Annotated in this window: 24 protein-coding genes; 12 read left to right on the top strand and 12 right to left on the bottom strand. The window is 71.9% G+C overall.

The features are described from left to right. Nucleotide 1: 1 nt before the first annotated feature. The 3 genes from ACQEWB_RS07045 to ACQEWB_RS07035 form a co-directional block, all read right to left on the bottom strand. A complete protein-coding gene (locus ACQEWB_RS07045; protein WP_432828167.1) occupies nt 2–421 on the bottom strand; it encodes a DUF7144 family membrane protein in 420 nt (139 codons plus the stop codon). Nucleotides 422–565: 144 nt separating this feature from the next. After that, complete coding sequence (locus tag ACQEWB_RS07040) at nt 566–1,222, bottom strand: RDD family protein (protein WP_432843673.1); 657 nt, start codon at nt 1,220–1,222, stop codon at nt 566–568. Next, nucleotides 1,222–1,968, bottom strand: coding sequence for a hypothetical protein (locus ACQEWB_RS07035; protein WP_432828165.1), 747 nt, complete (start codon nt 1,966–1,968; stop codon nt 1,222–1,224). The genes ACQEWB_RS07040 and ACQEWB_RS07035 overlap by 1 nt, the downstream gene beginning before the upstream one ends. A 163-nt stretch (nt 1,969–2,131) precedes the next feature. On the opposite strand from ACQEWB_RS07035, the gene ACQEWB_RS07030 reads away from it, so the two are divergent. Beyond that, complete coding sequence (locus ACQEWB_RS07030) at nt 2,132–2,896, top strand: acyltransferase (RefSeq protein WP_432828163.1); 765 nt, start codon at nt 2,132–2,134, stop codon at nt 2,894–2,896. Here the strand turns inward: ACQEWB_RS07030 and ACQEWB_RS07025 are convergent. Next, nucleotides 2,893–3,750: an EamA family transporter gene (locus ACQEWB_RS07025; RefSeq protein ID WP_432828161.1), complete on the bottom strand. Its 858-nt coding sequence runs from the start codon at nt 3,748–3,750 to the stop codon at nt 2,893–2,895. The two genes, ACQEWB_RS07030 and ACQEWB_RS07025, sit on opposite strands and share 4 nt — an antisense overlap. A gap of 93 nt (nt 3,751–3,843) precedes the next feature. Between ACQEWB_RS07025 and ACQEWB_RS07020 the strand changes: the two genes are divergently transcribed. Both ACQEWB_RS07020 and ACQEWB_RS07015 read left to right on the top strand, forming a co-directional pair. Beyond that, complete coding sequence (locus ACQEWB_RS07020; protein WP_432828159.1) at nt 3,844–4,416, top strand: helix-turn-helix domain-containing protein; 573 nt, start codon at nt 3,844–3,846, stop codon at nt 4,414–4,416. Nucleotides 4,417–4,438: 22 nt separating this feature from the next. Continuing rightward, on the top strand, nt 4,439–4,996 hold the full coding sequence (locus ACQEWB_RS07015) for a YbaK/EbsC family protein (protein WP_432828157.1): 558 nt from the start codon (nt 4,439–4,441) through the stop codon (nt 4,994–4,996). Between the two features lie 10 nt (nt 4,997–5,006). Here the strand turns inward: ACQEWB_RS07015 and ACQEWB_RS07010 are convergent, their stop codons facing one another. The 3 genes from ACQEWB_RS07010 to ACQEWB_RS07000 form a co-directional block, all read right to left on the bottom strand. Next, entirely contained in the window at nt 5,007–6,227 is a 1,221-nt protein-coding gene (locus ACQEWB_RS07010; RefSeq protein ID WP_432828155.1) for a 4-hydroxybenzoate 3-monooxygenase, read from the bottom strand. 74 nt (nt 6,228–6,301) lie between these two features. Next, nucleotides 6,302–7,939 carry an APC family permease gene (locus tag ACQEWB_RS07005; protein ID WP_432828153.1) on the bottom strand — a complete coding sequence of 546 codons (1,638 nt, stop codon included), beginning with the start codon at nt 7,937–7,939 and terminating at the stop codon, nt 6,302–6,304. A gap of 163 nt (nt 7,940–8,102) precedes the next feature. Further along, nucleotides 8,103–8,510, bottom strand: a complete 408-nt coding sequence (locus ACQEWB_RS07000) for a CoA-binding protein (protein WP_432828151.1) — start codon at nt 8,508–8,510, stop codon at nt 8,103–8,105. Between the two features lie 93 nt (nt 8,511–8,603). Between ACQEWB_RS07000 and ACQEWB_RS06995 the strand changes: the two genes are divergently transcribed. Next, a complete protein-coding gene (locus ACQEWB_RS06995; RefSeq protein WP_432828149.1) occupies nt 8,604–9,317 on the top strand; it encodes a hypothetical protein in 714 nt (237 codons plus the stop codon). Continuing rightward, nucleotides 9,314–9,859, top strand: a complete 546-nt coding sequence (locus tag ACQEWB_RS06990; RefSeq protein ID WP_432828147.1) for a SixA phosphatase family protein — start codon at nt 9,314–9,316, stop codon at nt 9,857–9,859. Before ACQEWB_RS06995 ends, ACQEWB_RS06990 begins: the two co-directional genes overlap by 4 nt. On the opposite strand, the gene ACQEWB_RS06985 is transcribed toward ACQEWB_RS06990, so the two are convergent. Continuing rightward, entirely contained in the window at nt 9,860–11,836 is a 1,977-nt protein-coding gene (locus tag ACQEWB_RS06985; protein WP_432828145.1) for an amino acid transporter, read from the bottom strand. It lies immediately after the preceding gene. Between the two features lie 127 nt (nt 11,837–11,963). Between ACQEWB_RS06985 and ACQEWB_RS06980 the strand changes: the two genes are divergently transcribed. The 3 genes from ACQEWB_RS06980 (at nt 11,964) to ACQEWB_RS06970 (ending at nt 16,959) form a co-directional block, all read left to right on the top strand. Then, nucleotides 11,964–12,590: a YigZ family protein gene (locus ACQEWB_RS06980; protein ID WP_432828143.1), complete on the top strand. Its 627-nt coding sequence runs from the start codon at nt 11,964–11,966 to the stop codon at nt 12,588–12,590. Between the two features lie 119 nt (nt 12,591–12,709). After that, entirely contained in the window at nt 12,710–13,873 is a 1,164-nt protein-coding gene (locus tag ACQEWB_RS06975; protein WP_432828141.1) for an exonuclease SbcCD subunit D, read from the top strand. Further along, nucleotides 13,870–16,959 carry an AAA family ATPase gene (locus tag ACQEWB_RS06970; protein WP_432828139.1) on the top strand — a complete coding sequence of 1,030 codons (3,090 nt, stop codon included), beginning with the start codon at nt 13,870–13,872 and terminating at the stop codon, nt 16,957–16,959. The genes ACQEWB_RS06975 and ACQEWB_RS06970 overlap by 4 nt, the downstream gene beginning before the upstream one ends. Here ACQEWB_RS06970 and ACQEWB_RS06965 read toward each other — a convergent pair. Next, nucleotides 16,953–17,399, bottom strand: a complete 447-nt coding sequence (locus ACQEWB_RS06965) for an Lrp/AsnC family transcriptional regulator (protein WP_432828137.1) — start codon at nt 17,397–17,399, stop codon at nt 16,953–16,955. The two genes, ACQEWB_RS06970 and ACQEWB_RS06965, sit on opposite strands and share 7 nt — an antisense overlap. A gap of 127 nt (nt 17,400–17,526) precedes the next feature. Between ACQEWB_RS06965 and ACQEWB_RS06960 the strand changes: the two genes are divergently transcribed. From ACQEWB_RS06960 to ACQEWB_RS06950, 3 genes are all read left to right on the top strand, one after another. Continuing rightward, nucleotides 17,527–18,009, top strand: coding sequence for a rhodanese-like domain-containing protein (locus ACQEWB_RS06960; RefSeq protein WP_432828135.1), 483 nt, complete (start codon nt 17,527–17,529; stop codon nt 18,007–18,009). A 79-nt stretch (nt 18,010–18,088) separates the two neighbouring features. Continuing rightward, complete coding sequence (locus tag ACQEWB_RS06955) at nt 18,089–18,601, top strand: immunity 21 family protein (protein ID WP_432828133.1); 513 nt, start codon at nt 18,089–18,091, stop codon at nt 18,599–18,601. Between the two features lie 62 nt (nt 18,602–18,663). Then, nucleotides 18,664–19,509, top strand: a complete 846-nt coding sequence (locus ACQEWB_RS06950; protein ID WP_432828131.1) for an SDR family oxidoreductase — start codon at nt 18,664–18,666, stop codon at nt 19,507–19,509. On the opposite strand, the gene ACQEWB_RS06945 is transcribed toward ACQEWB_RS06950, so the two are convergent. Together ACQEWB_RS06945 and ACQEWB_RS06940 are read right to left on the bottom strand one after the other, a co-directional pair. Further along, the gene (locus ACQEWB_RS06945; RefSeq protein ID WP_432828129.1) at nt 19,510–21,201 is read right to left on the bottom strand and encodes a DUF885 domain-containing protein; all 1,692 of its coding nucleotides are present in this window, start codon (nt 21,199–21,201) and stop codon (nt 19,510–19,512) included. 33 nt (nt 21,202–21,234) lie between these two features. Further along, on the bottom strand, nt 21,235–21,726 hold the full coding sequence (locus ACQEWB_RS06940) for an Lrp/AsnC family transcriptional regulator (RefSeq protein ID WP_432828127.1): 492 nt from the start codon (nt 21,724–21,726) through the stop codon (nt 21,235–21,237). A 60-nt stretch (nt 21,727–21,786) separates the two neighbouring features. On the opposite strand from ACQEWB_RS06940, the gene ACQEWB_RS06935 reads away from it, so the two are divergent. Further along, nucleotides 21,787–23,028 carry a trans-sulfuration enzyme family protein gene (locus tag ACQEWB_RS06935; protein WP_432828125.1) on the top strand — a complete coding sequence of 414 codons (1,242 nt, stop codon included), beginning with the start codon at nt 21,787–21,789 and terminating at the stop codon, nt 23,026–23,028. Here ACQEWB_RS06935 and ACQEWB_RS06930 read toward each other — a convergent pair. Further along, complete coding sequence (locus ACQEWB_RS06930; RefSeq protein ID WP_432843671.1) at nt 23,006–24,373, bottom strand: GNAT family N-acetyltransferase; 1,368 nt, start codon at nt 24,371–24,373, stop codon at nt 23,006–23,008. The genes ACQEWB_RS06935 and ACQEWB_RS06930 overlap by 23 nt on opposite strands. Nucleotides 24,374–24,504 lie beyond the last annotated feature (131 nt).

Raw genomic sequence — 24,504 nt, 5'->3', positions numbered from 1 at the left:
CTCAGTAGTCCGAGTCCTTCTCCACGACGCACAGACCCCAGATGATGAACGCGTTCATCGCGATCAGGGTCAGCGACCAGAACGGGTAGTAGGGCATGGACAGGAAGTTGGCGATGATCAGCAGACCCGCGATCAGCACGCCCATCACCCGCGCCCAGGTCGCCGTCATGGCCAGACCGATGCCGACGGCCACTGCGACCGCGCCGAGGGCCAGATGGATCCAGCCCCAGGTGGTCAGGTCGAACTTGAAGACGTAGTTACGGGTGTTGACGAACACCTCGTCGTTCGCGATCGCCATGATGCCGCGGAACACGTCGAGGATGCCGCACATGATCAGCATCACGCAGGCGAAGGCCGTCAGACCGCCGGCCGCCGCCAGAGTGCCTGGCGAGTGCTCGTGCTTGGTAGTCGTGGTGGCCATGGCTGGGCCTCCGTCTTCGGGACGGCCGCCGGTCGCGGCCCCTCGTTCATGATTCCTACTCCGGTCCCCCGGCCTGTGGCGTCACCTCGCATGGGTGATGGCGGGTGATCATCGGCGCCTGGCCGCCGATCTCCGCCGGGCCCGTCAGAAGCGGTGGTAGCGCACGGCACTGGCCACGACGACGTCCTGCACCGACGCGTGCCGGCGGCTGAACGGGATCCAGCACAGGCCCAGCGGGAACGCGAGGCACAGCACGGCCCGCAGCAGTGCCCGGGGCACGCCGAGCAGCCGTCCGGCGCGGGCGGTGACCCGCAGGCCCAGCAGCCAGTCGCCGACGGTGCCGCCGGTGGAGGCCCAGCTCACGGACAGATACAGCACGGCGAGGGCCCAGCCGACCGCGCCGGTCAGCCAGGCCGACAGCTCCGGCATCCGGAACGGTGGCCCGGTGACGAGCAGCCGCAACCCGCCGAACGCGAGCTGAGCGCCCAGCCCGATGCAGGCCACCACGACGGCGTCCACCAGCCCGGCAAGACAACGAGAAACGACACCTGCGACGTCGCTTGCCCGTTGGGAGGTGCGGGTGGTGGTGGGGGTGGCGCTGCGGGTGGCGCTGCGAGCGGGGTCGCGGTGGGTGTCGGGAGTGGGACCGGGGGAGGAGGCGCGGATGACCTCCGGACCGGCTTGAGACTCCGCACCGGCTTGAGACTCCGCACCGGCTTGAGACTCCGGACCGGTTTGAGACTCCGGTTCGGTTTGAGACTCCGGTTCGCGATCGGGTTCCGCGACCCGCTCGTCCCGCATCACGGCGTGAGCCCTTGTCCGTCGGCCCGCGCTGCTGCCTCGTGTCTGTCGGTCCGCGCCTCCGACGCATGGCCGTCGGTCCGTGCTGCTGCCTCGTGTCCGTCGGTCCGCGTCGCCGACTCATCCCCGTCGAGCCGTGCCGTCGGCCTCTCGCCCTCGTTCCGGTTCGTCGGCAACTCCGGTCTGTGCAGCAGTCGGTCGGCGACGCGGTTCACCATCCGGTCGGCCCGCATGCTCCGCGACCGCAGCGCGTCGACCGTCTCGTCGGCCATCCCACCGCTGGTCTCCCGCACGATCCGCCCCAGGTCGATCTCCTCCAGGACTGCCCTGGTGAGCACGACGAGATCCACCCGCCCGATCACGGCGTCCACGTCCAGGCGGGCGGCGATCCGGTCGACGTCGACACGCGCCACGATCCGGTCCACATCGACACGTGCCGCGACGGCGTCGACGTCCAGCTGCCCCGCCACCCGGTCCACATCCACCCGCGCGGCCACTCGGTCCACATCCACCCGATCGGCGATCCGGTCCACGTCCACCCGGTCCGCGATCCGGTCCACGTCCACCCGGTCGGCGATCGTGTTCACGTCGATCCGCGCGGCCAGGTCGTCCAGTTCGAGGCGGTCCACCACGGCCGCTGTCAGCGCCCGGATCACCCGGTCGGCGACCGCGGCGGTGCCGCCCAGCGCGTAGCGCGCCACCCGTCCCGCCAGGTCGAAGGGGTTCACGATGCCGAACATGGTCATCCCGCCACCGCAGCACGGCCCCCCGCACCGCCGCCTCATCCGCCGCGGGTGAACCGCGGTACGGTCCCATGTGCTCCCGGCCGCGCCACCCCCTACTCCCGTGGGGCGAAGATCACAGCCCGACGACCCCATGGGTGCACCTCACGCTGAGTACGGTGAGCGGGTGCCGAAGCGCAAGAACACGTTCTCATCCTGGCCGCGCCGCCTCGCGCAGCGCGCGGTCCACGCGGGCTGGGCCTGGGTGCAGCGCACCGGCTCGGTCACCGCGGAGCACCCCGGCCGCTTCCGCTTCGGCGCGCTGGGCCCGCACACCCGCCTCGCCTTCCCGCTCGGCACGGTCTTCGGCGAACCCTGGATCCACGTCGGTTCGCACTGCATCGTCGGCGAACAGGTCACCCTCACCGCCGGCCTGATGCCCGACCTCGACCTCGGCCCCGACCCGATCCTCCGCATCGGCGACGGCGTGGTCCTGGGCCGCGGCAGCCACGTCATCGCGGACACGACGGTCACCATCGGCAGCGACTGCTACTTCGGTCCGTACGTCTACGTCACGTCCACGAACCACTCCTACGACGATCCGCACGAGCCCATCGGCAAGCAGTGGCCGCGGATGGAACCGGTCGAGATCGGGTCGGGCTGCTGGATCGGCACGGGCGCGGTGATCCTGCCGGGCGCGCGAATCGGGCGGAACGTGGTGGTGGCCGCGGGGGCGGTGGTACGAGGGGTGGTGCCGGACCACGCCGTGGTGGCGGGCGCGCCCGCCCGGGTCGTCCGGCGCTGGACTCCCGCGGAGGGCTGGCAGCCGCCGCTCCGGACGCCCGCACCGGTGCCCCTGCCCGACGGCATAACGCCCGAACAGCTGCGCGCGCTCTCGGAGTTGGACGAGGAGACGGCGGCCCGGCTGGCGGAACTGGACGCCGAGTCCTAACCCGTCGCCAGCAGCAGCGTGCCCACCAGCGCGAGGCCCGCGCCCGCCGCCTGTATCGCCCGGAGTCGTTCGCTGAGGAAGCCGCGGGCGGCCAGGGCCGTCACCACCGGGTAGAGCGAGGCCAGTACCGCGGCCACCGTGATCGGGCCGTGCTGGGCCGCGACCGAGTACGTGCCGTTCGCCGCGACGTCCGCGAGGCCGACGAAGGCCAGGGCCGGGAGGGAGGCCCAGGGGAAGCCGGTGGCCGGCAGCGCGGGGTTGCCCCGCCGTACGGAGACGTAGAGGGCCGCTCCGCCCGCGGTGACGTTCGTCAGCCGCTGTACGAACAGGGCGAGGAAGAGGCCGGTGACGGTGGTCGAGGCCTCGGCGATCAGGGCGAAGACCGTGCCGAAGCCGAGCGCCGCGACCAGCGTGAGGAGGATCGCCCGCCGCTGCACGGGCGCTCCGCGCAGGTGCGGTCCGCCGGCGAGGACGACACCGGTGACGGCGACCGCGATGCCCGCGGCCTGCATCAGCCCCGGCCGCTCGCCGAGGAACAGCCCGACACCGACCGGCACGGCCACGCTCAGCGTGGCGAGCGGGGAGACCACGCCCATCGGGCCCAGGGCGAGCGCCTTGTAGAAGCAGTTCATCGCGACGGGTCCGGCCAGGCCCGCCGCGACCGCGAACCACAGCCGCGGACCGGCCTCGCTCCAGCCCCCGGTGGCGACCACGACCGCCCCGAGCACGGCCGTGGCGATCCCCTGCGAGACGACCACGACCGTCAGCGCCGGGGTACGCCGCGTCAGCAGTCCGCCGCCGAAGTCGGCCAGACCCCACAGCAGGCTTGTGGCCAGGGCGAAGAATGCCGTCACAGGTAGCCTCGCAGTACAGTTCGGTGAACGATCGGGTGCACAACACCGTAGTTCAGTGAATTGAACTCTGTCATCCAGAATGTTGGACGGAATGTGTCGGATCTCGACCTGTTGACCCAGTCCCTGGCGCGCAATGTCAAGCGCTGGCGCAACGAGCGCGGCTTCACCCTGGACGCGCTTGCCGCCCGCGCCGGCGTCAGCCGCGGCATGCTCATCCAGATCGAGCAGGCCCGCACCAACCCGAGCATCGGCACGGTCGTCAAGATCGGCGACGCCCTCGGCATCAGCGTCACCACCCTGCTCGACTACGAGCAGGGGCCGAAGGTACGGGTCGTCCCGGCCGACCAGGTGGTAAGGCTGTGGCACACCGACGCGGGCAGCTACAGCCGGCTGCTGGCCGGCACCGAGGCGCCCGGCCCGCTGGAGATGTGGGACTGGCGGCTGATGCCGGGCGACAGCAGCGCCTCGGACCCGCACCCGGTCGGCACGGTGGAGATCGCCCATGTCATCGCGGGGGAGCTGACCCTCACCGTGGAAGGCGCCGAGTACCACGTCCCGGCCGGCGCGAGCGTCACCTTCGAGGCCAACGCCCCGCACAGCTACGGCAATCAGGGCGAGGTCCCGATGGAACTGGTGCTCGCGGTCTCCGTCCCGCCCGTGCGCTGACCCTCCTGTTAGCGTGCGGAACATGCGCGCACCCATCGGACGCTTCGACACCGCCCTCCCCGCCCCCGACGCCCTCGCCGAACTGACCGGCCCGGTCGCCGCCGCCGTACGCGACTGGCACGGCAGCGTCCCGGCCGAGCAGATCGTGTACGTCGACACCGACCCGGAGTGGGCCGACACAGCCGTCTTCGTCGAGCACTACGGGCAGGAGCTGCTGGAGCAGTCGGCGAACTGTGTCGTGGTGGCAGGCAGGCGGGGCGGCGAGACGACCCTGGCCGCGTGTGTCGTGCTCTCCACGACCCGGGTCGACGTCAACAACGTGGTCCGCCGCCAACTCGGCGCCCGCAAGGCCTCGTTCGCGTCCATGGACACGGCGACGGGGGAGACGGGCATGGAGTACGGCGGGATCACGCCGATCGGACTCCCGGACGGCTGGCCGCTGTTGGTGGACTCGGCCGTCGTGGACCTGCCGTACGTCCTGGTCGGCAGCGGCCGTCGGCGCGGCAAACTGCTGGTGCCGGGCAAGGCGTTCGCGCAGCTGCCGGGCGCGGTGGTGCTCGACGGGCTGGGCGTGGCCTGAGACGGCTTGGTCAGGAGGCGGAGCTCTTGCCGAGGTACTGCTCCGCGAACGCGGCCGCCGCGGCCGGGGATTCGAAGAGGCGGCGCAGGCGGGCGAGGGTGGTGCCGGCCCGGTAGGCGTCGCCCGAGGACGTGCCGTGGTAGACGTCCGACAGCCACTGGGAGAACTCCTGGTAGTCCCAGACGCGGCCGAGACAGGCGTCCGAGTAGCCGCTGAGGCCCGCGGGTTCACCCTTGGTGAGGCAGTCGACCAGGCCGTCGCCGAGCAGGAAGGCGTCGTGCAGGGCGAGGTTCATGCCCTTCGCGGCTATCGGGGCGGTGAGGTGGGCGGCGTCGCCGGCCAGGAAGAGGCGGCCGAACACCATGGGTTCCACCACGTAGTTGTGCATGTCGAGGACACGCTTCTCGATCAGCCGGCCCTCGGTGAGCGGCGGGCGGTCGGCGGCACCGAGGCGCTCCTGAAGCTCGGCCCAGACGCGCTCGTGCGACCAGTTCTCCGGGTCGTCGCCGGGAGGGCACTCCAGGTAGTAGCGGGTGACCTCGGGGCTGCGGGCCATGTGCCCGGCGAAGCCGGCCGGGTGGATGCCGAACACCACGCAGTCGCTGGACGGCGGCGCCTCGGCGAGCAGTGCCAGCCAGCCGATGCCGTAGTCGTGCCGGGCGATCCGGGCGTGCTGGGGCAGCACGGTCCGCGTCACCCCGCGCGCGCCGTCACAGCCCGCCACGAACTCGCAGTGCACCAGCTCCCGTCGACCGGTCTCGGCGTCGACGTACGACACCGCGGGCCGGTCCGAGTCGAGCCCGTGCAGATGGACGTCCCGCACCCCGAACCGGATCTCCCCACCGCGCACGTCCGCGTACTCGCGCACCAGGTCCGTCACCAGCAACGGCTGCGGATACACGAAGTGGTGATGCCCCGTCAGCTCCAGATACGAGAACCGGTGCCGCGCCCCGTCGAACCGGAACTCGCACTCGGTGTGCAGCTGCGCCCGCTCCAACAGGTTGTCCGCCAGGCCCCGTTGCTCGAGCCCGCGCACCGCCCACTCCTCCAGCACACCGGCCCGCGGCCGCTGTTCGATGAACTCGCGGCTCTCCACCTCCAGCACCAGGCAGTCGACCGAGGCGGCGCGCAGGATGTTCCCGATGGTGAGACCGGCGGGCCCGGCGCCCACGATCACGACCGGAAAGCGTTGTTCGGAGGGCGAGTTGGGGTGGGGGGAGGTGTCAGTCACCCGAGCATTATGACGGTGGCCCGTCAGCCACGGCAGGGGAGCCGCGGCTGACGGGCCGGGAAGACGGAGAGGGGTCAGTGCGCGGGCGCGTCCGTGACCACGACCTCCTCGATGCTCTGCTCGATCTCCTCGGTGTTGGAGGCGGTCGCGCGGGCCCAGTAGTAGATCACCAGCGAGAAGACGGCGATGATCAGGATGTCCCACCACAGACCGATGTTGCCGGAGCCGCCGAAGCCGCCCTCCGCGGAGATCACGCCCATGCCCAGCAGGTAGACCGGCAGCCACTGGGCGGCCTTGAAGTCCATCCGGGGCGCGTCGGGCTGGTTGGTCGAGTTGGCCCACCAGGCGTAGCCGCCCAGGAGGAGGTAGCCGAGGACGATCGCCAGTCCGAGCCGCCACAGGGTGTCCCAGCCGGCCCAGTAGATGATCAGGTTGGCCACGACGAAGGACAGCGGCGCGATCACCTTGCCACCGGGCAGCCGGTACGGACGGTCGTGGTTCGGCAGCTTGTCGGCGAAGACGCCGTACGCCAGCGGCGCACCCGCGTACATCAGGACGCTCGCCGAGGTGATGAAGCCGACCAGCTTGTGCCAGCTCGGGAACGGCAGGAAGCAGATCACACCGGTCACGAAGGACATGACGAGACCGAACCACGGCACACCGCGTGCGTCGGTCCTGGCGAAGATCTTCGGCGCGTAGCCGTTCTTCGCCAGGCCGTAGGAGACCCGGGAGGTGGCGGTGGTGTAGATCAGGCCGGTGCCGCCGGGGGAGATGATCGCGTCGAGATAGAGGACCACGGCCAGCCAGCCGAGGCCCACCACGGTCGCGAGGCCCGCCCAGGGGCCGGTGTCACCGGCGTAGTGGAGGTTGGCCCAGCCCTTCACGAAGCTGCTGTGCGGCAGTCCGCCGATGAACACGATCTGCAGCAGGACGTAGATGACGGCGCCGATCGCGACCGAGCCGAGCGTGGCACGCGGCAGGTCCCGCCTGGGGTTGCGGCTCTCGCCCGCCAGCTGGATGGCCTGCTCGAAGCCTAGGAGCGCGAAGATGATGCCGCTGGTGCTGATCGCGGCGAGCACGCCCTTGGCGCCGAAGGGCGCGAAGCCCTCGGAGTGGAAGTTGGCCGGGTGGAAGTGGAGCGCGGCCATGATGAAGATCGCGCCCAGCGGGACTGCGATCTTCCACCAGGTCGCGGCGCTGTTGGTGTGCGCCAGGGCCCGTACGCCGAAGAAGTTCACGCCGACGAAGAGGGCCATGAGCAGGACCGCCACCACCAGACCACTGGCGGTCAGGGTCTTGTCGGAGTGCTCCAGGCCCTGTGCCCAGGACCAGTGACCGGCGTAACCGATCATGGCCTCGACCTCGATCGGGGCCACGGTCGCGGCCTGGAGCCAGGAGAACCAGCCGAAGGACATGCCGGCCAGTCCGCCGAAGGCGTAGTGCGGATAACGGGCCGTACCGCCCGCCACCGGGAACATGCCGCCCAGCTCGGCGTGGACCAGGGCCAGCAGCACGATCGCGATCGCGCCGATCACCCACGAGATGATCGCCGCGGGGCCGGCCTGGATGACCGCGTCATGGGCGCCGTACAACCACCCGGAGCCGATGATCGAACCGACGGACGCCCACATCAGACCGATCAGTCCGACGTCACGCCTGAGGCCGCTCGGCCCCGTGGCGTCCTGCACTGAGGTCTTCTCGACGCTCACCATACTTTCAGCGACCTCTCACCAGGTGAATAGTTGTTTTCAGCTCGTGCGACGTCGCAGATTAGGAAACAACAGAGGTCGAACAGAAGACCCATGGTGAACATTTGACCAACGCCCGGGAGGTTCCTGGACAGGCCCAAAGAGGCTGTTGGCGGCCCCTGTATGACTATCCGAGGCGCGGTATCTCGATAGCCGGGCAGCGGTCCATCACCATGAGAAGACCTGCCGCGCGGGCACGGTCGTACGCCGCCTCGTCGATCACGTCGAGCTGGAACCAGACGGCCTTCGCGCCCTTCGCGATCGCCTCGTCGACGACCGGCCCGGCGAGGTCGCTGTTGACGAACACGTCGACGACGTCGACGCCGAACGGGATGTCGGCGAGGGTGGCGTACCCCTGCTCGCCGTGCACCGTCTCCGCCTTCGGGTGGACGGGCACGACGCGCTTCCCGTAGCGCTGGAGCACGTCGGCCACGCCGTACGCGGCGCGCCGCCGGTTCGACGACAGGCCCACCACGGCCCAGGTGTCGCCGAGTTCGGTGAGGATCTCGCGGACCGTTGCCTCGTCGCCGTACACCGTGTGCCTCCCTGAGCCTCGTACAAGAACCGTCTCGACGGGCAACAGGGGACGGCACCCGTGGAATTCCCCGGGTTGAACTACGCTCGGCCCGTGCTGCGCATCATCGACGCCCGGACGGGCGAGGCGGTCGAGGCCGCTCCGGCCCGGCGGGGACTGACCCGGGTCGAGGCCCATGTGGTGGGGGGCGACACCGGTGCCCTGCGGGTGCTGCTGGTCGCCGATCTTCTGGTACGTGCGCTGGAGCTCGGCGGCACGCCCGTGTGGGGCGTGGCGAGCGGCGGGCCGCAGTCGGCGGCCTTGCGGGCCGGGGCCGCCGCGCTCGGGATCCGGCCGCTGGAGGACAGCCGGGACGTCGGATCCGGGCTGGGCGAGGCACAGATCATCCACGTCGTGGCGGAGGGCGGGACGGAACCGGACGGGGTCCGCGTCACCGTCGCCCCCACCACCGGCACCCCGGAGGACGCCGACCCGAGCGTTCTGCGCCTCGCGCTCCTCTCCCGGCATCGCGGTGCCGTGGCCCCGCTCGACGCCGCCGCTCTCGCCGAGGCCCGGGCCACCCTCGTACGCTGGCGCCGAGCGGTCGCGACCTGGGCGCAGCAGCCCTCGCGGCCGATTCCCGAGGAGGCGCGGACGCGTCTCCGTACCGCCTGGGAGGACGATCTGGACACCCCCGCCGTACTCCGGGTCCTGACCTGGGTGGAGAGCGCCGCCGAACTCCCGGACGGCGCCCGCTTCGAGACGTACGCCTACGCCGACCGGCTGCTCGGCCTCGACCTCACCCGCGACCTCGGGTCGCCGTCGTGATCGCGCGTGCCGGAGCCGGTCCGCTGCGCCGCCTGGTCGTGCTGCGGCACGCCAAGTCGGCCTGGCCGACGGGCGTGGCGGACCACGAACGGCCGCTCGCGCCGCGCGGCCGGAGGGACGCGCCCGCCGCGGGCCGCGCGCTCGCCGAGGCCGACTGCCTGCCGGACCTCGCCCTGTGCTCCACCGCCGTACGCGCCCGGCAGACCTGGGAACTGGCCGCCGGCCAGTGGGGCACACCGCCGCCGGTACGGCGGGACCGGCGGCTCTACGGCGCCGAGGCCGACGAACTCCTTGACGTCGTGCACGAGGTGTCGCCCGAGGTCGAGACGCTGCTCCTGGTCGGGCACAACCCCGGCCTGGAGGAACTCGTCCTGGAGCTGGCCGGGGACGGCCTCGACGACGCGCTGGACCAGGTGCGGCTGAAGTTCCCGACCTCGGCGATCGCCGTACTGGCCTGGCACGGCACCGGTTGGGAGACCCTTGCCCCGGGCACGGCGCTGCTCACGAGCGTGCTGGTGCCCAGGGGCAAGAAGAAGGACTAGTCAGCCCACCTGTACGCGGGGCCGGCGCTCCGGATCCGGTTCGGCGCGCCGCAGCACCTCGCGGGTGACCGGCGCGACCTCACCGTCGCCGAAGATCAGGAAGCGGATCAGGTGGCCGACGGGGTTGCCCTCGGTCCAGCTGAAGTACGCGTGCGGCACCTCGCCGGTGCGGTCGCGCAGCGCCAGCAGCACGGCCGCGATCGCGTTCGGCACCGTCGGCCCCTCCACCCGCAGTCGGCGCGCCCCGTGCTTCTCGTCGCCGCGCACGGTGATGTCCTGCGTGAAGTCGGAGGAGTCCCGCACGAACACCTCCAGGAACAGCAGCGGCACGCCCTCCGGGATGTGCGTGTGCGCCCGCTGGTCGTGCACCTTGGCCCGGTACTCCCGGGTGCTGTGCTCCTGCGGTTCGTTGGCGATCAGCCGCAACGGACCCCTTGCCGCCGCGTCGTCCACCAGCCGAGCCGCCGCCTCGTCGAACCCGACCTCGGCGGCCCGCAGTTCGAAGGCGCGATGGACGCGCGAACCGAAGGAGGTCACCAGGATCAGCACGATGAAGATCGCGGCGATCTTGATGCCGTCGGGCCGCTCGACGACGTTCGTGACCAGCGTGTACGCGAACACGGCCGTGATCGCGCCGAAGCCGAGGTCCGCGCGCCGATGGCCCCGCTTGTGCACCGCCACCGTCGAGGCGAACGCCGCCGACAGCATCAGCACCAGCACACCGGTCGCGTACGCCCCGCTCTGCGCGTCCACGTTCGCGTCGAACCACACCGTGATGAGGACGGCGGCGACCATGAAGACCAGCACCAGCGGGCGGACGGCTCGCGTCCACTCGGGCGCCATGCCGTAGCGGGGCAGATAGCGCGGTACCAGGTTCAGCAGACCGGCCAGCGCGGAGGCGCCCGCGAACCACAGGATGGCGATGGTCGAGACGTCGTACACCGTGCCGAAGGCCTGGCCCAGATACTCGTGCGCGAGATAGGCGAGGGCGCGCCCGTTCGCCTGGCCGCCGCTCTTGAACTCGTCCTGGGGGATCAGGATCGTCGTCGCCAGGCTGGACAGCAGCAGGAAGCAGCTCATGATCACGGCGGCCGTGGTGAGCAGTCTGCGGGTCTCCCGGACGCGGCCGGTCGGCTTCGCCCAGGTGTCCGTCGGATCGCCCTTGACCTGCGGCATCACCGCGACGCCGGTCTCGAAGCCGGACATGCCGAGCGCCAGTTTCGGGAACACCAGCAGCGCCACGCCGACCATCGCGAACGGCGAGGAGTGCTCGGCGGTCAGCGCGTCGGTCCAGTCGCCGATCCGCACCGGATGGCCGAGGACCTCCCAGGCCGATACGGCCAGCACGACGATGTTCAGCGTCAGATACGTCGCCACCAGCACCACCGCGATTCCGATGGCCTCCTTGAACCCCTTCAGGAACACCGCGCCGAGCCCACCGACGAGCAGCAGTGTGATCCAGAGGTTCTCGCCCTCCAGCCAGTGCGGGGCGAAGGGGTTCTCCACGACGTGCGCGGCGGCGTCCGCGGCCGACAGGGTGATCGTGATCATGAAGTCGGTGGCCGCGAAACCGAGCAGCACCAGCACGAAGATCTTCCCCGACCACCACGACAACAGCCGCTCCAGCATGGCGATCGACCCCTCGCCGTGCGGACTCTCGTGCGCGACCCGGCGATAGACCGGCAGCGCGCCGAGCAGCGTCAGCGCGATGAGGACGAGCGTCGCGACGGGGGAGAGCAGACCGGCCGCGAGGGCCGCGATGCCCGGCTGATAGCCGAGGGTGGAGAAGTAGTCGACGCCGGTGAGACACATGACCCGCCACCAGGAGTGCCCCTCGTGCTCGGCCCGCGGAGTCGCGTGCGGCCCCGGATGCCGGGCCGACTGCTCGCTCAGCCCCTCCAACAGCCACGCCCGGAAACGGGCCTTGGAACCGTCGGGCGCGACGATCGGCGCGCCCTCCACCTCGGTCCCGGTCATACGACGGTCTCCCTCAGCTCGGCACGGGCCACCGGCGGCCCGCGGACGCCGAGGAGCGAGTATCCCTGACATCCTGACCTGCGCCTGGGTCGGGGGCGACCCCAGGCACTGCACATAGGCTGGCCGGATGCAGGACGAGTACCGCACCGTCGCCCACCCCGGCGTGCACGAGACCGAGGTCAACCGCTCGCGCTTCCTGTGCGCCCTCGCCCCGGCGGCCACCGAGCAGGAGGCCCAGGACTTCGTCGCCGCCGTCCGCAAGGAGCACGCCGACGCGACCCACAACTGCTGGGCGTACGTCATCGGCGCCGACGCCTCCACCCAGCGGGCGAGCGACGACGGCGAACCCGGCGGCACCGCCGGCGTCCCCATGCTCCAGATGCTGCTGCGCCGCGAGATGCGGTACGTCGTCGCCGTCGTCACCCGCTACTACGGCGGCGTCAAGCTCGGCGCGGGCGGCCTCATGAGGGCATACGGCGGCGCGGTCGGCGAGGCTCTGGACACGCTCGGCACGATCACCCGCCGCCGCTTCCGCCTCGCCACGGTCACCGTCGACCACCAACGCGCCGGCAAGGTCCAGAACGACCTCCGCTCGACGGGCCGCGAGGTCCGAGACGTCCGCTACGGCGAGGCGGTCACGATCGAGATCGCCCTCCCGGACGCCGACGTGGACGCCTTCCGCGCCTGGCTCGCCGACGCGACGGCCGGTTCGGCGGGATTCGAGCTGGGCGGGGAGGCTTACGGGGACGCGTGACGAGCAGCCGAACCGTCCGATGGGTGGGGCGTTTTGGGTGCATACGGGATGGGTCATGACAGGCCGATACGGGAGTAACCGCCCGTGCTGTCGGACCCTCCCGTTAGTCTTCGGGGATCATGAGACTGCTGCACACCTCCGACTGGCATCTGGGCCGGGCGTTCCACCGGGTGAACATGCTCGGCGCCCAGGCCGAGTTCGTCGCCCACCTCGTCACGACCGTGCGCGAGCGCGCGGTGGACGCGGTGGTGGTGTCGGGGGACGTGTACGACCGTGCGGTCCCGCCCCTCGCCGCGGTCGAGCTGTACGACGACGCCCTGCACCGGCTCGCCGACCTCGGCGTGCCGACGGTGATGATCTCCGGGAACCACGACTCGGCCCGCAGACTGGGCGTCGGCGCCGGACTGATCGGACGCGCGGGCATCCATCTGCGCACCGAGCCGGCCGCGTGCGGAACGCCCGTCGTGCTGACCGACGCGCACGGGGACGTGGCCTTCTACGGGCTGCCGTACCTCGAACCCGCCCTGGTCAAGGACGAGTTCGGGGTCGAGAAGGCGGGCCACGAGGCGGTGCTCGCCGCCGCCATGGAGCGCGTCCGCGCCGACCTCGCCACCCGCGCCCCCGGCACCCGCTCCGTCGTCCTCGCGCACGCCTTCGTCACCGGCGGCGAGGCCAGCGACAGCGAACGGGACATCACGGTCGGCGGGGTGGCCGCAGTCCCCTCCGGTGTCTTCGACGGCGTCGACTACGCGGCCCTCGGCCACCTGCACGGCTGCCAGACCATCACCGAGCGCGTCCGCTACTCCGGCTCCCCACTGCCGTACTCCTTCTCGGAGACCGGCCACCGCAAGACCATGTGGCTCGTCGACCTCGACGCCGAAGGCACCGTAACCGCCGACCGCGTCGACTGCCCGGTGCCCCGCGCGCTGGCCCGCGTCCGCGGCACCCTCGACGACCTCCTCGCCGACCCGGACCTCACCCGGCACGAGGACGCCTGGATCGAGGCCACCCTGACCGACGCCGTCCGCCCGGCCGACCCGATGGCCCGGCTCACCGAGCGCTTCCCGCACACCCTCAGCCTCGTCTTCGACCCCGAGCGGGCCCCGGACGACCCCGACGTGTCCTACGCCCACCGCCTTGCGGGCCGCAGCGACCAGCAGATCGCCGAGGACTTCGTCGCCCACGTCCGCGGCGCCGGACCCGACGAGCGCGAACAGGGCGTACTGCGGGACGCGTTCGACGCGGTCCGCGCGGACGAGGCGGTTCGGGAGGTGGCACGGTGAGACTGCACCGGCTGGACATCACGGCGTTCGGGCCCTTCGGCGGCGCCCAGTCCGTCGACTTCGACGAACTCTCGGCCGCCGGACTGTTCCTCCTCCACGGACCGACGGGAGCGGGCAAGACGTCGGTCCTCGACGCCGTCTGCTACGCCCTTTACGGCACCGTCCCGGGCGCCCGCCAGACCGGCCAGGGCCTCACCCTCCGCAGCGACCACGCGGCGACCGGCACTCGCACCGAGGTGACCCTCGAACTGACCGTCGGGGGGCGGCGGTTGGAGATCACCCGGCAGCCGCCGTGGGAACGGCCCAAGAAGAAGGGCTCCGGAACCACTGTCGACAAGGCGCAGAGCCGGCTTCGCGAGTACGACGCCACGACCGCCGCTTGGAAGGACCTCAGCCGCTCCCACCAGGAGATCGGCGAGGAGATCACGCAACTGCTCGGCATGAGCCGGGAGCAGTTCTGCCAGGTCGTGCTGCTGCCCCAGGGCGACTTCGCCCGCTTCCTGCGCGCCGACGCCGAGGCCCGCGGCAAGCTGCTGGGCCGCCTCTTCGACACCCACCGCTTCGCCGAGGTCGAGAAGCGGCTCGCCGAGCGGCGCCGGGCGGCCGAGACGCAGGTGCGCGAGGGCGACGCGGAGCTGCTGGCCCACGCGGTGCGCATGGAGCAGGAGGCGGGCGGCGCGATGGAGCTGCCCGAACTGGCGCCGGGGGAGCCGGGGTTGGCGGAGGCGATCCTGGGGGCGGCCGCGGTGGCGCGCAGTTCCGTGCGTGAGCAACTGACGATCACCCACCTGTGGTTGAAGTCGGCCGAGTCCGCGCAGGCGGCCGCCGAGCGCGACTTGGGCGATGTACGCGAACTGGCCCGACTTCAGGGGCGGTTCGGCGAGGCGCAGCGGCGTGCCGCGCTGCTGGCCGAGCGGGCCGACGGGTACCACGAGGCACAGGCGCGCATGGAGCGGGCCCGCAAGGCGGAGGCGGTGGCGCCGGCGCTGGAGCTGCGGGAGTCCGCGGACGCAGAGCATCGAGGGGCGGTGCACGGCGAGTCACGCGCACGTGCACTCTTGAGAGAGGCCTACGCCGAAGCGCCCCAAAGGGGCGCGGGGCTCCATCGATCAGCGGCTCCGTCGCGGGGTGCGACCAGCCACGACGGCGCTGTTGACGACACACAACCCATCGCTGCCCTTCCCGCTGAGCACTTGGCCGTCGTCGCCCGCCGAACGGCAGAGGAACTCGGCGGTCTGGAGTCCGCCCGGAGGGCCGAGCAGCGGCTGACCGAACTGGCCGACGAGCGATCCGACCTGGACCGTCAGGAACGAGCCGACGAGGACGTCCGCCAGGAGGCCGAGGCCTGGCTCGAAGGATGGGACGAGACCCGCACCGGCCTTCAGGGAACCGTGGACGCGGCACAGGCCGACGCCGCCCGAGCCGAACAACTCGCCGTACAGCGCGACCCCGCGCACCGGCGCCTCGCCGCCGCCCGCCAGCGCGACCAGTTCGCCCGCGACACCGACGCCGCCCAGCGGCAGGTGACCGCCGCCACAGAAGCCGCGCTCAAGGCCCGCGCCGAATGGCTGGACGTCAAGGAACAACGCCTGAACGGCATCGCCGCCGAACTGGCCGCCCAGCTCACCGACGGCGAGCCGTGCGCGGTCTGCGGCGCCGTCGAACATCCGGCGCCCGCCCGCAAGGACGCCGGACACGTGGACCGGGAGACCGAGGAGCGCGCGCTCACCGCATCGCAGCAGGCCGACGAAGCCCGCGCCGAGGCCGAGCGCCGCCTCGGCGTCGTACAACGGGCCCTGGCCGCCGCCGAAGGCGAGGCCGGTGACACCTCCACCGAGCAACTCGCCACTGAGGCCGAGGAGTTGGAGCGGCGATACACGGAGGCCCGGAGCGGCGCCGCCGTCCTGCACCCCGCGAGCGAACGGCTGCGGCAGGCGGAGCAGGAGCGTGAGCGAAGGGTCGCCGCCCAGCAGGAGGTCGCCGTACGCGCCGCCTCCCGGGTCGCCCGCCGGGACGGACTGGACCGTGAACGAGCGGCCCTGGAAGGGGAGGTGGCGGAGGCGCGGGGGAGCGCCGAGAGCGTCGCCGCCCGTGCCGCCCAGCTGGAGCGCCGGGTCGCGCTGCTCACCGACGCCGCCGACGCCGCCCGCGCCGCCGAGGACACCGCGCAGCGGCTCAAGGACGCCGACTCCCGGCTCGCGGACGCCGCGTTCCGGGTCGGCTTCGACACCCCGCAGGCCGCGGCCGCCGCGCTCCTCGACGACATCGCCCACCGCGACCTCCAACGGCGCCTGGACGCCTGGCAGTCGGAGGAGGCCGCCGTACGCGCCGTGCTCGGCGAGCCCGACACCGCGGCCGCCGCCCAGCAGCCGCCCGCCGACCTCGCCGCCGCGGAAGGCGCCGCCACCCGCGCGGCCCAGCGGCTGCGCGAGGCCGCCTCCGCGCGCGACGCGGCGGCCCGCCGGTGCACCGAACTCGACCGCCTCTCCGCCCGGTCGGCGGCAGGCGTACGACGGCTCGCCCCGCTCCGCGACGAGTACGACCGCGTGGCCCGGCTGGCTTCCCTCGCCGCGGGCACCTCGGCCGAGAACGAGCGCAAGATGCGCCTGGAGTCCTACGTCCTGGCGGCCCGCCTGGAACAGGTGGCCGGCGCCGCGACCGTCCGCCTCCGGCGCATGTCGTCCGGCCGCTACACCCTCGTCCACTCCGACGACCGGGCCGGCCGCGGCCGCAGCGGGCTCGGGCTGCACGTCGTCGACGCGTGGACCGGCCGCGAGCGGGACACGGCGACGCTGTCCGGCGGCGAGACCTTCTTCGCCTCCCTCGCGCTCGCCCTCGGCCTCGCCGACGTCGTGACGGACGAGGCGGGCGGAGTCCGCCTCGACACGCTCTTCATCGACGAGGGCTTCGGCAGCCTCGACGACCAGACCCTCGACGAGGTCCTGGACGTGCTCGACTCCCTGCGCGAACGCGACCGCAGCGTCGGCATCGTGAGCCATGTCGCCGACCTGAGACGGCGCATCCACGCCCAGCTGGAGGTCGTGAAGGGGCGCTCGGGGTCGGCGGTCCGGCAGCGGGGTCAGTGACCGAGGGGCCGCCGGGGCAGCGGTGACGAGTACACGACGCTCGTGGTCACCGAGCCGAGCGTGCCGATCTTGCCGGAGACCTCTTCGAGGTGCCGCATCGAGCGGGCGGCGACCTTGATGACGAAGCAGTCGTCGCCCGTCACATGGTGCGCCTCCAGGATCTCCGGCGTCACGGCGACCAGGTCGTGGAAGGGCTTGTAGTTGCCGTTCGGATAGCGCAGCCGCACGAAGGCGAGGATCGGCAGCCCCAGCCGCTCGGGGTCCACGACGGCGGCGTACCCCTGGATGACACCCGCCTCCTCCAGCCGCCGCACCCGCTCGGTGACCGCGCTCGGCGACATCGCCACGGCGCGGGCCAGTTCGGCGAAGCTGGCCCGTCCCTCGCGCTGGAGGACGTCGAGTATGCGCCAGTCGGTGGCGTCCGGGGAAAACTCGGTCATGGGCCATGGTTAGCAGGGGAATCCCCGGCGGAGCAAGGAGAGGGCCGTGGAATGACCCTTCAAGAAGATGATCAACGGCCGTAGATTCTCTGACGTAGACAGCGAACGCCGGCGAAAGGCCCGAATCATGAGCAGCACCGTCACCGCCGTGAACCCCGTCCTGCGCGTCGCCCCGGCGGCCCCGGCCGAGGCGGCCGCCTACTTCCGCGCCAGCCTGGTCTTCCACGCCGACGTGTCCGACGTGGCCGCCGCGCTCGCGGCCGGCGGCGACCCCGGTTTCGTCGTCCTGGACTCCCGCTCCACCGAGTCCTGGGACCAGGGCCACGTCCCCGGCGCGATCCACCTGCCGACCGCGCTCATCCCCGAGCAGGCCGAGCAACTCCTCGACAGGTCCGTGCCGGTGGTGACGTACTGCTGGGGCCCCGGTTGCAACGGCGCGACCCGCGCCGCCCTCGCCCTCGCCGAACTCGGCTTCCAGGTCAAGGAGATGCTCGGCGGCTTCGAGTACTGGGCGCGCGAGGGCTTCGAGTACGAGACCTGGGAGGGTCCTGCCCGCCGGGAAGCCGACCCGCTGACGGCACCGGTGGACGCGGAGGACTGCGGCTGCTGACGGGGAGAGCGGTGGGCCCGTGGGGAGGGATGGGGGACGGCGAATCTGTGAGCCGGGTGTGCGTGTACGGTTCTGCGCCATGGTGCGATATGCGGAACCCGGCGCTCTGGATTGGGTCGAGTCGGGAGGCGGGCCGCTCATAGCGGTGCCCGAGGCCGTGCTGCCGTTCTGGGCGGGGGCCGACGGCGAGGAGAACGCCTCCGACTACGACCGGGCCTGCGAGGTCGACGGCTTCGTCGGCCTGCTCCCGGTCGGCGACTCGGCCGCGCTGGTCCTCGGCGACGAACCCGCCTCGACCGCGTTCCTGCCGGAACACGGCACCTTCGTACGCTGGTGCGCCGCGAACTCCGAGGACGAACTCCTCGCCGAAGTCCCGCAGGCCCTCGCCACGGCCGAGTGGGGCGAGGAGGTGCGCTGGCAGGTGCCTGGCGACGTCCTCCTCTTCGACTGCGCCTGGCCCGGCACCGACACAGAACGGACCGACAGCCTGAAGGTCGCCCTGGAGCCGGGGCGCTACGCGGTCCGCGCGGCGAACGTCCAGCCGGGACCGGAGACTTGGCTGGGCCTCGTACAACTGCGGCGCCTTCCCTGACCGCCGCACCCGCCCCGATAATCACGTGCGTCCCGTCGGTGCCGTGACCATCATGGTCGTCCATGCCCCGACTTCCGCACCCCACCCCCGAAGAGCTGCGCCGTGACCCCCTGCCGCTGCGCGGGCGTACCGCCCTGGTCACCGGAGCCAGCAGACGCAGCGGCATCGGACACGCCGTCGCCCGGCGGCTCGCCGCGTACGGGGCGAGCGTCTATCTGCACCACCATGTGCCGCACGACTCCGCCATGCCCTGGGGAGCCGACCGGCCCGAGGAGGTAACGGCCTCCGTGCGTGCGGCAGTTGGCGATCCCGAGGCGCGGGTCCTCGCCGGGCCCGGCGATCTCACCGAGCCGGCCGCGCCCGCCGAACTGATCGCCACCGCCGCCTCCGCGCTCGGCGGGCGGCTCGACATCCTCGTCGCCAACCACGCCCTCAGCGGCAGCGACGGCCCGCTCGACACGATCGACGCCGCGATGCTGGACGCGCACTGGGCCGTCGACACGCGCTCGGTGCTGCTGCTCGTGCAGGCGTACGCCCGTCATCGCGCTCAACTGCCGCCGCGCACCCTCGGCGGACGCGTCGTGATGATGACCTCGGGCCAGGACAACTCCGACGGCATGCCGAACGAGATCGCCTACGCCCTCCAGAAGGGCGCCCTCGCCTCCGTCACCCGCTCCCTGGCCACCACGCTCGCCGAGCACGCGATCACCCTGAACACGGTCAACCCCGGTCCCGTGGACACGGACTACGCGACCGGCGAGACGTACGAGGCGATCGCCGCCCGCTTCCCGGCCGGCCGCTGGGGCATGCCCGACGACCCGGCCCGCCTCATCGCGTGGCTCGCCACGGACGAGGCGGACTGGATCACCGGCCAGGTCGTCAACTCCGAAGGCGGGTTCCGGCGTTGATCACAGCTGGGACAGCTCGTCCACCAGGTCGTCCAGCCCCAGCGAACCCTGCGAGAGCGCGGCCATGTGCCAGGCCTTGAGGTCGAACGCGTCGCCGTGCGCCGCACGGGCCCTCTCCCGGCCCAGCAGCCAGGCCCGCTCGCCCAGCTTGTAGCCGATCGCCTGCCCGGGGATGGTCAGATACCGGGTCAGCTCGCTCTCCACGAAGTCCGCCGGCCGGCTGCTGTGCGCGCCGAAGAACTCCTGGGCCAGCTCCGGCGTCCAGCGCTCGCCCGGATGGAAGGGGGAGTCGGCCGGGATCTCCAGCTCCAGGTGCATGCCGATGTCGACGATGACCCGGGCGGCCCGCATCATCTGCGCGTCGAGGTAGCCGAGTCGCTGCTCCGCGTCCGTGAGGAAGCCCAGTTCGTCCATCAGCCGCTCCGCGTACAGCGCCCAGCCCTCGGCGTTGGCGCTGACCATGCCGATGGAGGCCTGGTAGCGGGACAGGGAGTCGGCGATGTGCGCCCACTGCGCGAGCTGCAGGTGATGGCCGGGGACGCCCTCGTGGTACCAGGTCGAGACGAGGTCGTAGACAGGGAAACTGGTCTGCCCCATCGTCGGCAGCCAGGTGCGGCCGGGACGCGAGAAGTCCTCCGACGGGGCCGTGTAGTACGGCGCCGCCGCACCACCGGGCGGGGCGATCCGCGACTCCACCCGCCGTACCCGCTCGGCGAGTTCGAAGTGCGTGCCGTCCAGCTTCTCGATCGCCTCGTCCATCAGGCCCTGGAGCCAGTCCCGGACCTCGTCGACGCCGTCGATGCGCGTGCCGTGCTCGTCCAGGTGCGCGAGCGCCACCCACGGCGTCTCGGCGCCGGGCAGGATCTTCTCGGCCTCCTGCCTCATCTCGCCGAGCAGCCGGTGGTACTCGGACCAGCCGTACCCGTACGCCTCGTCGAGATCGAGGTCGGTGCCGTTGAAGTAGCGCGCCCAGCGGGCGTACCGCTCACGGCCCACCGTGTTCGGGGCGGCCTCCACGGCCGGCGCGTACACGTCCCGCATCCAGTCCCGCAGCTCCACGACCGACGCGGTCGCCGCCCGGGCCGCCTCGTCCAGCTCGGCGCGCAGCGCCTCCGGGCCCGCCGACACGAAGTCCTCGAACCAGCCGCGGCCCTCGCCGTCCGTGTCCGACCACTCGGTCAGCTGCTCGACGAAGGTGGCGGTCGGCCGCGGCGGCGCGTACAGCTTGCGCTCAAGACCGAGCGCGAGGGACTCGCGGTAGCCCGCGTACGCGGCCGGCACGGCACGCAGCCGCTCGACGATCGCCGCCCAGTCCTCGTCCGTCTGGTTCGGCGTCACGGTGAACACGTCACGCACCGAATGCGCGGGCGTGGCGATGTTCCCGACCCGGCGCAGGCCCTCGTCCGCCTCGTGCACGGCGAGTTCCGCGTTCAGCCGCTCGCGCAGCAGCCGGCCGCACCGGCGCTCGATGTCACTGTCGGCCCCGGGCTGCCGCTCGGCCTCGTCGAGCTTCGCGAGGGTCGCCCGCGCCAGCTCCGCCAGCGCCTCCTGGCCCGCCGGGGACAGATCGGGCAGCCTGCGTGAACTCTCCTTCACACCGAGGTACGTACCGGTCACCGGGTCGAGGGCGATGAGCTCGTCGACGTATGCGTCGGCGACCTCACGGGGCAACGGGCTCTTGGTCTCTGACATGCGGTCCATCCTCATACGAGGATCCGCCGCACGTCACCCCGATTGAGCCGAGGGCGTAGGTGGCAGGAGGGGCCCGCAGTCCCACTGCTGGAAGATCAACCGGGTCTCCACGCGGGCCACTTCACGATGTGCCGTGAACCCGTCCAGCACGAGGCGCTGAAGATCGGCCATGTCCGCCACCGCCACGTGGACCAGGTAGTCGTCCGGTCCGGTGAGATGGAAGACGGTACGGGACTCCGGCAGCGCCCGGATCCGCTCCACGAACGGCCCCACCAGCTCCCGCCGATGCGGCCTGACCTGCACGGACAGCAGCGCCTCCAGACCCCGGCCGAGCTTGGCCGGATCCAGCCGAAGCTGATGCCCGAGAATCACGCCCGCCCGCCGCAGCCGCGTCACCCGGTCCAGACAGGTCGACGGTGCGACCCCGATCTGCGCGGCGAGGTCGCGATAGGTGGTCCGGGCGTCGTTCTGCAACAGCCGCAGCAGATGCAGGTCCACCGGATCCAGTACGACGGATTCGCCCATGCTCCGAACGTAACACGGCACTTCCCCCAACCGGCCCGATGAATGTTCACCCTTCCCTCCATGCACTCCACGAGAGCTCTGGACACGGAGGCCGTGCACGCTGGCCGCGACGACCTCGCCCGGCAGGGACTGCACGCGCCGCCCATCGACCTGTCGACCACCTACCCCTCGTACGACAGCCGCGGCGAAGCCGCCCGCATCGACGCCTTCGCCGCGACCGGCGCCGAGCCGGAGGGCCCGCCCGTCTACGGCCGCCTGGGCAACCCGACGGTCGCCCGCTTCGAGACCGCCCTGGCCCGCCTGGAGGGCACCGAGGCGGCGGTCGCCTTCGCCAGCGGCATGGCCGCGCTGACCGCGGTACTCCTGGTACGGGCCTCGACGGGCCTGCGCCACGTGGTCGCCGTCCGCCCCCTGTACGGCTGCAGCGACCACCTGCTGACCGCTGGCCTGCTCGGCTCCGAGGTCACCTGGACCGACCCGGCCGGCATCACGGACGCCCTGCGCCCGGACACCGGCCTGGTCATCGTCGAGTCCCCGGCCAACCCGACCCTCGCCGAACTCGACCTGCGGGCCGTCGCCCACGCCTGCGGTTCGGTCCCCCTGCTGGCCGACAACACCTTCGCCACTCCGGTGCTGCAACGCCCCGCCGAACAGGGCGCCCGCCTCGTCCTGCACAGCGCCACCAAGTACCTCGGCGGCCACGGCGACGTGATGGCGGGCGTGGTGGCCTGCGACGAGGAGTTCGCCGGACGCCTGCGACAGGTCCGCTTCGCGACGGGCGGAGTCCTCCACCCCCTCGCCGGCTACTTGCTTCTGCGCGGCCTGGCCACCCTCCCGGTCCGAGTCCGAGCTGCTTCGGCAACCGCCGCCGAACTGGCCGGACGCTTGGCTGCGGACCCCCGCGTCACCCGGGTCCACTACCCACGCATAGGCGGCGCGATGATCGCCTTCGAGGTGGCCGACGACCCCCACGAGGTGATCGCCAACGTCGAACTCATCACCCCGGCGGTGAGCCTGGGCAGCGTGGACACCCTCATCCAGCACCCCGCGTCGATCAGCCACCGCATTGTGGAGGCGGAAGACCGCCGGGGAGCCGGCGTGAGCGACCGTTTGCTGCGCTTGTCGGTGGGCCTGGAGGACGTCGAGGATCTCTGGTCCGATTTGAATCAGGCCTTGGGACAGCGCCCCGTCAGGGGCGCGGGGCTGTGTCGATCTGCGGCTGCGCCGCACGGCGCGACCAGCCACAACTCACCCGCACCCGCCGACGATTCCCCAGTCCCTACGGCGCTTCTGCCTTCATAGCCCGCACGTCCACATCCACATCCAACCCGGCCGTGATGACCAGAGTCCCCTCCTCGACCTGATAGTCGAGCGGCAACCCCAACCCCCGCATCGCGGCCACCATCCCCGTGTTGGACGCCTGAGTCACGGCGTACACACTCGCGCACCCCGTCTCGGCCGCCATCGCCACCAGCCGCCGCAGCAGTTCGCTCCCGATGCCACGTCCCTGCCACTTGTCCTCGACGAGCAGGGCGACCTCGGTCTCGTCCCCGTCCCACAGGAGATGGCCGAGTCCGACGAGGCGTCCCGAGGCGGTCTGCACGGCGAGCGTGCGGCCGAAACGCGGGTTGAGCAGGTGGTTGAGATAGCGGTCGGCGTCCCCGACAGGACCGTGGTACCGCATGTCCAAAGTCCGCTGGGAGCACCGCTCATGCATCTCCCGCGCGGCCTCCAGATCCCGGGGATCAGCCCGCCGCACCGTGATCTCGTTGCCCTCCGGCAGCGTCAGCACGTCCCGCCCGTGCGGCACCCGCGGCCCGAGCCGCGCGTCGAGCTCCACCAGCGCCCGCGCCCGCGCGAACTCGGTCGGGGTGAACGGCAGATACGGCCGCTCCACGCTGATCACTCCACCTTCAGGCGCCCGCAGCCGCATCACGGTGTCCTCGAGAACTCCCTCCACCGGCACCCCTTCCCGTGCCCGCCCGCCGCCGATCGGCACCGCCGGCACCTGGCGGATGGTGCACCGGCCCAGCAACTGCCTCAGCGCCAACGGCAGTTCCGCCGCGTCCAGCGCCGTGCGGGCAGCCAGGCCCAGCACCCGGGTCGGCGCGTCCACCAGGTCGTGGGCGTCGGCCCGCTCGATCCAGGTGTCGTGGCCCCCGGCCAGCGAGACCGCCCGGGTGAGCTCGGACGCCATGAGCCCGCCGGGCGCCCGCAGCAGGAACTCGTCCACCGTGCCCTCGGCCAGCGGATGCGTCTGCAGGCTCAGGATGTCGACCTGCCGCCCGGCGAGCGCCGTGCACAGCATGGCCAGCGACCCCGGTTCGTCCTTCACCGTCGTCCGCATTCGCCACAGCGTGCTCTCCCCGGGCACGGTCTCCGGCGTCTCCGGCGACGGCTCGGACGGCCCGGCCTGCTGCCCGTCAGGCAGCGACCGGGCACCGGTATCGCTCACCGGCGGCGCATGACCGTGGCGGCGTGACCACCAGATGTGGAACCCCGCCGTGGCGGCCAGCACGACCGCCGAGATCACCAGCAGCGCCGGGCCGTCGGGTCCGTGCCCGACCAGGTCCGCCACACCGTCCGCCGCGGCCACGGCGGTGAACAGGGCGGCGAGTTCGACGACGTCCCGCCGCCAGTGGTGCACGGGGCGGCCGTTCTTCGCTCGCGTCACATCAGACATGTCTCGACTCATACGGCCACTGTGAAGGAACGGTGTTGCGTGATCACGAACGTCTTGTGACTGATGGGTAAAGCATGGTTATGTACCTTTTGTTG

Origin of the sequence: Streptomyces sp. CA-249302 (assembly GCF_050936785.1) — a bacterium.
GTDB lineage: Bacteria > Actinomycetota > Actinomycetes > Streptomycetales > Streptomycetaceae > Streptomyces.
This window is presented reverse-complemented; position numbering and strand designations above follow the sequence as displayed.

Coding starts and splice junctions, on each gene's coding strand:
- ACQEWB_RS07045 (WP_432828167.1), bottom strand. CDS start 421: ATGGCCACCACGACTACCAAGCACGAGCACTCGCCAGGCACTCTGGCG.
- ACQEWB_RS07040 (WP_432843673.1), bottom strand. CDS start 1,222: ATGCGGGACGAGCGGGTCGCGGAACCCGATCGCGAACCGGAGTCTCAA.
- ACQEWB_RS07035 (WP_432828165.1), bottom strand. CDS start 1,968: ATGACCATGTTCGGCATCGTGAACCCCTTCGACCTGGCGGGACGGGTG.
- ACQEWB_RS07015 (WP_432828157.1), top strand. CDS start 4,439: ATGCGCGCACCCATCGGACGCTTCGACACCGCCCTCCCCGCCCCCGAC.
- ACQEWB_RS07005 (WP_432828153.1), bottom strand. CDS start 7,939: ATGGTGAGCGTCGAGAAGACCTCAGTGCAGGACGCCACGGGGCCGAGC.
- ACQEWB_RS06985 (WP_432828145.1), bottom strand. CDS start 11,836: ATGACCGGGACCGAGGTGGAGGGCGCGCCGATCGTCGCGCCCGACGGT.
- ACQEWB_RS06980 (WP_432828143.1), top strand. CDS start 11,964: ATGCAGGACGAGTACCGCACCGTCGCCCACCCCGGCGTGCACGAGACC.
- ACQEWB_RS06975 (WP_432828141.1), top strand. CDS start 12,710: ATGAGACTGCTGCACACCTCCGACTGGCATCTGGGCCGGGCGTTCCAC.
- ACQEWB_RS06965 (WP_432828137.1), bottom strand. CDS start 17,399: ATGACCGAGTTTTCCCCGGACGCCACCGACTGGCGCATACTCGACGTC.
- ACQEWB_RS06960 (WP_432828135.1), top strand. CDS start 17,527: ATGAGCAGCACCGTCACCGCCGTGAACCCCGTCCTGCGCGTCGCCCCG.
- ACQEWB_RS06955 (WP_432828133.1), top strand. CDS start 18,089: ATGGTGCGATATGCGGAACCCGGCGCTCTGGATTGGGTCGAGTCGGGA.
- ACQEWB_RS06950 (WP_432828131.1), top strand. CDS start 18,664: ATGCCCCGACTTCCGCACCCCACCCCCGAAGAGCTGCGCCGTGACCCC.
- ACQEWB_RS06945 (WP_432828129.1), bottom strand. CDS start 21,201: ATGTCAGAGACCAAGAGCCCGTTGCCCCGTGAGGTCGCCGACGCATAC.
- ACQEWB_RS06940 (WP_432828127.1), bottom strand. CDS start 21,726: ATGGGCGAATCCGTCGTACTGGATCCGGTGGACCTGCATCTGCTGCGG.
- ACQEWB_RS06935 (WP_432828125.1), top strand. CDS start 21,787: ATGCACTCCACGAGAGCTCTGGACACGGAGGCCGTGCACGCTGGCCGC.